General features: G+C 28.1%; 8 protein-coding genes. All 8 read right to left on the reverse strand.

Annotated elements, in window-relative coordinates; all coding sequences use genetic code 11:
* Positions 1 to 352: 352 nt before the first annotated feature.
* The gene (locus QMA06_RS16235; RefSeq protein ID WP_290207968.1) at positions 353 to 847 is read right to left on the reverse strand and encodes a hypothetical protein; all 495 of its coding nucleotides are present in this window, start codon (positions 845 to 847) and stop codon (positions 353 to 355) included.
* A 176-nt stretch (positions 848 to 1,023) separates the two neighbouring features.
* Positions 1,024 to 2,739, reverse strand: coding sequence for a right-handed parallel beta-helix repeat-containing protein (locus tag QMA06_RS16240; protein ID WP_290207969.1), 1,716 nt, complete (start codon positions 2,737 to 2,739; stop codon positions 1,024 to 1,026).
* Positions 2,740 to 2,953: 214 nt separating this feature from the next.
* Positions 2,954 to 4,120 (reverse strand): DUF2059 domain-containing protein, encoded by a 1,167-nt coding sequence (locus QMA06_RS16245; RefSeq protein WP_290207970.1) that lies wholly within the window; start codon positions 4,118 to 4,120, stop codon positions 2,954 to 2,956.
* 160 nt (positions 4,121 to 4,280) lie between these two features.
* A complete protein-coding gene (locus QMA06_RS16250) occupies positions 4,281 to 4,811 on the reverse strand; it encodes a hypothetical protein (protein WP_290207971.1) in 531 nt (176 codons plus the stop codon).
* Between the two features lie 55 nt (positions 4,812 to 4,866).
* Positions 4,867 to 5,007 carry a hypothetical protein gene (locus QMA06_RS16255; protein ID WP_290207972.1) on the reverse strand — a complete coding sequence of 47 codons (141 nt, stop codon included), beginning with the start codon at positions 5,005 to 5,007 and terminating at the stop codon, positions 4,867 to 4,869.
* A gap of 204 nt (positions 5,008 to 5,211) precedes the next feature.
* A complete protein-coding gene (locus tag QMA06_RS16260) occupies positions 5,212 to 5,355 on the reverse strand; it encodes a hypothetical protein (protein WP_290207973.1) in 144 nt (47 codons plus the stop codon).
* A gap of 150 nt (positions 5,356 to 5,505) precedes the next feature.
* A complete protein-coding gene (locus tag QMA06_RS16265; protein WP_290207974.1) occupies positions 5,506 to 5,883 on the reverse strand; it encodes a hypothetical protein in 378 nt (125 codons plus the stop codon).
* Between the two features lie 154 nt (positions 5,884 to 6,037).
* Complete coding sequence (locus QMA06_RS16270) at positions 6,038 to 6,427, reverse strand: hypothetical protein (protein ID WP_290207975.1); 390 nt, start codon at positions 6,425 to 6,427, stop codon at positions 6,038 to 6,040.
* Positions 6,428 to 6,551 lie beyond the last annotated feature (124 nt).

The raw sequence follows: 6,551 nt of genomic DNA on the forward strand, positions 1-6,551 counted from the left end.
TGTATTTTCTAATCCAATAGGAGATAGTTGTTCTGGGAACATCATATTTTTTAGATGCAAAGTTTGTAGAAATCTGACCATTCTGAATTTGGTCAACGACGAATAATTTGAGTTCTAAAGTTGCTTTATTATAGCTTTTTTTTCGCCAGTGTTCTTTTTGTGCTTTCATAAGTGACTATCATTAAATGATGAATTTTTAGTCAACCTATTTCAGGAAAGTACATTGGTCAAATGGTGTACAACGTGTTTGTGTATGGTTAGTTGCGTGGTTCGGTAGCTAATTTAGCAAACTTTTACGGACCAGAGAAAATTCCGCAGGAATTTTCGTAAGTAAGCCTAAAAAAGCAATTAATTATACACGGTGTTGTAAGTAGTTTTTATTCAGTTTTCTAATCAGTTTGTCAAATTCAATTTCTTTTAGTTCCAGCTTTTCTTTTCCGTATTTTTTGTAATTCAGCGTAATTTTTATTTTTTCTCCACTTTCTATAATTATTTTATCATTTTCTAAAATTTTTATACTAGAGATTAAATATTTTGGAATTGCAAGTTTTGTTAATGAGTTCAAGTCTTTATTGTTGTAAAAAATAAAGGTCGTTTGTCTATCATTATAGTAATCAAATCCACTAATTATTATATCGTTTTGAGTGTGTGATATTTTTAAATTCACATCTAGCAATTTACGAAGTTTCGAAAATTTCACTTCTCCATTTACTTTAAAACTTTTGGGAAATTCAGATTCCAATTCAGTTAATATTTCCTTTGCTCGATTGTTATTAACTCTCTTGTTTTGGTAGATTACTATCATTATAACAGCGAATATTATAAAGTAAATTATTCCGTAATCCATTAATTGTTATTGTTTTTGAGTTCAGTTAGGAAATTACTTACAACGGTTTTGTGTATGATTTCGTTGCGTGTTTAAGCATTAAAGTTAGCAAATAAATCACAGATAGAAAGTCCACGAGGACTTTCGTAAGTAGGCTATAACTAGCAATGAATTATACACGGTGTTGTAAGTAGTTTTTATTTTTTCAATAATTTAATCTCATGAATTTTTTTGAAATTATTATAAATACTCATAAGATGAATTCCAGATTTTAAATTATTCAAATTCTCTAATTTATATTCGCTTTTTGAATTTTCTAAATTGTATTCTTTTATGATTTGACCTTTTATATTATAAATTACGATTCTGTCAAATAATTGAGTGTTTTTTGATTGAATTTTAATTTCGTTTACTACAGGGTTGGGATAAATAATAAAGTCATAGTTTGAAAACCCATTAATAGATAAGGTTTCTGAACTTTCTTTTGCACCAATGTCTATTACTGTAGAATTGTAGTTGTTTACAATATTTGGGTCACCAGCATTTATGGCATCTGAAATAGAATTTAATTCGCAAAAATTTGAATCTGTAGGATTTATGGAAATTAATTGAGCAGAAGAAAAAATATTATAATAAGCATCTGAATCGGTTCCATTAGCATTTGTTGTAATAACTAATCCAACACCAACTGGTATATTATTTCCAACACCATTGGTATTATTATTAAATAAATTGTAAGCCACTACAGATGGTTGGAATTCACCTTGAGATATTATACCGTAATCACTATTATTTATAATAATATTGGAATTTATAATTGGTTGTGGATTATAAAAATCGTTATCATAAATCCCTACTCCATTCTTGTTAGAAAACATCGTGTTATTTGCTATTATTGGTGTGCCGTCTACTACAAATACACCTGCGCCATATGGATTACCATGACCATTATTGAATAGAATATTTCTTTCAATTAGTATATCACTATGAGAGGTTATTCCAGTATAAGGACAATTATATATAATATTATTTCTTATAGTTGTTTGCGAATCGTAAATGTTTTCATAAACTCCTATAGTGTTTATATCAAAAATTCTATTATTAGTAATAAGTATTTCACCTATTCCACTATTGTAAATACCATAATTACTATCATTAATTTCACAATTATCAATTAAGACATCGCCTGAATAATTCAGAGCTATTTTTATTGCAGGACCATTTGAATTTTTGATTGTAGAATTTGAGATAGTTACTTCTCCATTAATCTCTATGAAGCCTGTCTCTGCAAAATCCGTAATATGACCATATTCTATTACGCAATAATTAATTTCAGATGAGGCAGAAGTTGAATTGATTTTTATTTGGTTCCAATCATTATTAGTAGGATTTGTGCTATTGGAAGTAATATTAATTTTATTGTTTTCAGTTCCAACTGCTGTTAAAGTACCATTTACTATTAAAGAATAGTATCCGTCAAACCTTACTTCAGTTCCTGGTTCTATGTTAAGAGTTTGACTAGGTGGTATGGTTATATCTCCATTAACGATATAAGTATTATTATTTGTCCAATTTCCTGAAATATTCCCAGAAACATTAACAGCAGTATTTGAGTTTAACGTAACACTGGTTAATGTGTCATCTGTACTAATTAATTGGTTGGTAATTGTGTAGGTTTGATAACCATCTTTTTCATAGCTAATGTTGTAAACACCATTAACAACAGTTATACTATATTCACCAATGGAATTTGAAACACCTTCAATGTAAACAGCACTTGGTGAAACAGGATTAAATTTAATAACAATTCCGCTATGGTCAGAAGTGTTGTCTAGAAATACGTTTCCATTGATTTCTGAAGAATAGCTAAAAATTGAGAATAATAATAAGAGTAAGGGTAATATTTTTTTCATAGTTTTTATTTTAAATATGTATTATAAATTATTTGTGGTAATCTAAATAGTTTCTTGTTTTGTCAAAATTACTTACAACGTGTTTGTATATGGTTTGTTGCGTGGTTTAAGCAACTAATTTAGTAAATAATTAGCGACCAAGAAAGTCCGCGAGGACTTTCGTAAGTAGGCGAGAAGCCAGCAATAAATTATATACGGTGTTACCACACGTTTTTTATTCAATTATCAATTCAATCGTTTCGTTAGCAAAACTAGAAAATCCTCCTTTTTCTCCTTTCGTTAAATCGACTTCCAATTTCAAATCTGTATTTTTCTGTTTTGTAATTAATTGTTTTGAAAAAACTACTCTGATTTCAGTTTCTTCATTTGGTTTAATAGTCTCTTTATTCCAGTTCAAGTAAGCAATTTGTTTATCTAATTCAATGTCAGAAATGTAAAATTCTTTTTTGCCTGTATTTTTTAAGATGAAAACATAAGGTCTAGAGAAGTCTTGCTTTAGTTTTTTAAACTTCAATTTTCTATCAGAAATCTCAAAACTAATTTCTTTTGCAGGCGCGTCATATTTAATTCCGAATTGGATTCTATCTCCATTATTGTAATCAATACTCGACATTGAATAACTTTTGTTTTCCGCTAATTCAGCGATTAAAGTTATTTTTAAATCTCTTGTTTCCCCAACTTCAAGAGGTTTATTTCCTAAATCAAATTTTATGACTTCGTTACTTAAAAATTTTGGCTCTTGAAATTCAATTTCCTTATTGGAATTATTTTTTACTCGAATTATCTTGGTTATGTCTTCTTTACCGTCCGTTTTTCCAAAGTCGATTAATAAATCTCCAATATTATTTTCTTGGTCAATTGCAAGGTCAGTCAGATTTAGTATTTGTAATCCATATTTTGCTTTGAATTCTGATTTGAATTTTTCTATTTCATCAGAACTAGATTCGTTTTTACCTTTATTTTCAATTTCTTCAATTACATATGAACCTAAATTTTGTGACCACTGCATTAATGGCAGATTTAATTCCTCCATTATAATTGGTTGTTTTTCGATAATTAACTTACCAGTTTCTGAATTATAAAATGCTATAAGATTATCAATTTCAATTTCTGTGTAATTTTTAGAATAAATTGGTATTACTATTAGTTTAAGTTCAGCCAAAGATTTTTTAGAAACTTTTTTTTCCAATGCTTCCCAAAAATTGTCTGAAATTCCGAAATTACTTTTCTTTTGATATTCGATTGTTTGAGTTATTATTTTCTCAATGTTACTTATTGTTGCATCTAATTCTAATAGTTTTTCTATTTTCCCATCAACTGTTTGAGCATTGATTTGTATTGAAAAAAGTGTAATTAAAATTATAAATATTGTCTTTGTCATAAGTTTTGGTCAAATGTGTGGTAACTGTTTGTGTATGATTTCGTTGCGTGTTTAAGCACTAAAGTTAGCAAATAAATCACAGATAGAAAGTCCGCGAGGACTTTCGTAAGTAGGCTATAACTAGCAATGAATTATACACGGTGTTCTACGCAGTTTTTATTCAGTATTTTATTTTTTCCAAGTTCATAATTTTGTCATATTCGTAAAGAATTCTGTCAGATTCAGAGAATGGAATTTGGTATAAATCACAAATATTTCTCAATTCGGTTAAATAGTCCAAATACTGAATTATGTTATCGTTTAAGTTCGTTTTTAATTTCAATTCGGCTCCGTAAATCACTCGATAAACTCTTTGGTCGATAATTTGATAGATTTTCGGATTTTTAAATCTCAAAATTGTCGAAGCCATTGGTAAGCGAATTCCTTTCGTTTCGAGCAAAAGCATTAGGATTTCTCCAGTCAGGGCAGAATCTATAAATTCCCCTTTTCGGTCGATTTTATTTATCAAATTCAACGTTTCGTTATTCAATTCTGCGTAACGGTTGGTTTTCCACAATACAATTTCATTTATCAGTTCCTGATTAAAGTTAGATTTCACATTATCCAACTTTTCGGTTAGTTCAGTTTGAAATTTATATTCCAAATTTAAAAGTTCGTCAGTAGATGGATTAAGTTCTTGTATTTTCTTCATTTCTATTTTTATTAAAAAACACGATTAGTTGTTTCTAACCGTGTTTTTTAAATTCTTACTTTTTAGAACCACCTTTTGAACCAGAAGAAGAACCTTTTGAACTTCCACCAGATTTACTTGGTGCATTACTTCTTCCTTTTCCAGATGGATTTCCTGTTGTACTTGGTGCGTTTTTCATTCCACTTGATTTTGCCATAATTTTCTATTTTTAAATTAATTAATAAGTTTTGTTGTTAAGCACGATGTTCGTTTTAAATTGCGTAGAACGGTTTTGTGTATGATTAGTGGCGTGTTTTAAGCACCTAATTTAGCAAATAAATCACAGATAGAAAATCCGCAAGGATTTTCGTAAGTAGGCGAGAACCAGCCATTAATTATACACGGTGTTAGCCAATGTATTTTATAAATAACTATTTTTTTTAGCTTGTTCTGGTGTTTTTCCGATTTCTCTATTAGTTACTTTTTTAATATTCCAAGCATTAATTTCAGTTTTATTAGATTCAAAATTGTTTTTATCTAAATTCGTAAAGTATAATATTTTCAAATTTTCATTTGAGTCATTATTTAAAATTATTCCAGGATTTGAAAGATTCGATTTTTCTAAATTGAAATAAATTATTTCATTCAAACTGAAGCTCTGATTTTCTCTTTCAAGTTCATTTTCGATTGTTTTTATTTTACGGCAATCAATTCGTTAATTTTTCAGTATTTCAATTATTTCATTTGGTAATTTTAATTTTTTTGCAAGATTAAAACTTTCAAACATTTCAGCTAACACAATTTTTACATCTCTTGTTTTAAATTTTAAACCTTTCATTTTAAACTCGTCTGAAAACCATTTTATATGTATTGATTTGTCAAACGTTTTCCATTTATTTGGATAATTATTCTCCTGTAAAAAATCTAAATGATTTAATTTTTCAATTCGCTCTCTATTTCTATTGTAAAATAAATCTTTCTTATGAACAAAAAATATAATTGGCTTTTTATTGAAATAAGAATAAATTTCAGCCTCAATGAAAAAATAATTTTCATTTAAATATTCAGATAACTTTTCTTTAAGTGTGTCCATTTTTCTTATATATTGGCTAACGTGTTTGTATAAGATTAGTTGCGGGTTTGTATGCGAGGATTTTCCGAAGGAAAATCAGACGTAACAAACACGCAACGACCTTTGATTAAGCAAAAAACCGCAATTAATTTTATACGGTGTTGGCAAATCGTTTTTATTTCCATTCGACATTCAATTTTTTTAATTCCGTTTTTAATTCAGATAATGATTCCTCATCTATTGCGTCAATATTGATTTTCATTTTCTGTAATTCAGATTTAAGAGTGTATTCTCCTGCGAAATGTTTAATTCGTATTATTTCATTCAGATTCAGTTTTTTTCCAAAAGGCCAATTCTGCTTTATAATTCCGTTTTCAATAGTCAGATATTGTTCTTTTTTCTGATAGAAATACATTATCAAATAAAATCCAGAAAGTAAAAACCAAAAATAGTCATACCAACCTGCATTTTCATTAAATCCAGTTTGTATTATTCCATTCGCAAGCCATATTAATCCCAAAATCAGATTAATATTTACTTGTTTCTTTTTATATCGTATTCTCATTTTGTATTATACTGAAATAGGTTGACCTTTTTTTTGTTATTATTTCGACGTTCAAAAGATTTTTTTTAGCCGTTTAGAAGGCAAAAAAATAGTTTGAACTAGGTCTGTATTTAAATCGTTAGTT

The sequence above is a fragment of the Winogradskyella bathintestinalis genome (genome assembly GCF_030407435.1).
In the GTDB taxonomy this organism is placed as follows: domain Bacteria; phylum Bacteroidota; class Bacteroidia; order Flavobacteriales; family Flavobacteriaceae; genus Winogradskyella; species Winogradskyella bathintestinalis.

Coding starts and splice junctions, on each gene's coding strand:
- QMA06_RS16255 (WP_290207972.1), bottom strand. CDS start 5,007: ATGGCAAAATCAAGTGGAATGAAAAACGCACCAAGTACAACAGGAAAT.
- QMA06_RS16245 (WP_290207970.1), bottom strand. CDS start 4,120: ATGACAAAGACAATATTTATAATTTTAATTACACTTTTTTCAATACAA.
- QMA06_RS16235 (WP_290207968.1), bottom strand. CDS start 847: ATGGATTACGGAATAATTTACTTTATAATATTCGCTGTTATAATGATA.
- QMA06_RS16250 (WP_290207971.1), bottom strand. CDS start 4,811: ATGAAGAAAATACAAGAACTTAATCCATCTACTGACGAACTTTTAAAT.
- QMA06_RS16240 (WP_290207969.1), bottom strand. CDS start 2,739: ATGAAAAAAATATTACCCTTACTCTTATTATTATTCTCAATTTTTAGC.
- QMA06_RS16270 (WP_290207975.1), bottom strand. CDS start 6,427: ATGAGAATACGATATAAAAAGAAACAAGTAAATATTAATCTGATTTTG.
- QMA06_RS16265 (WP_290207974.1), bottom strand. CDS start 5,883: ATGGACACACTTAAAGAAAAGTTATCTGAATATTTAAATGAAAATTAT.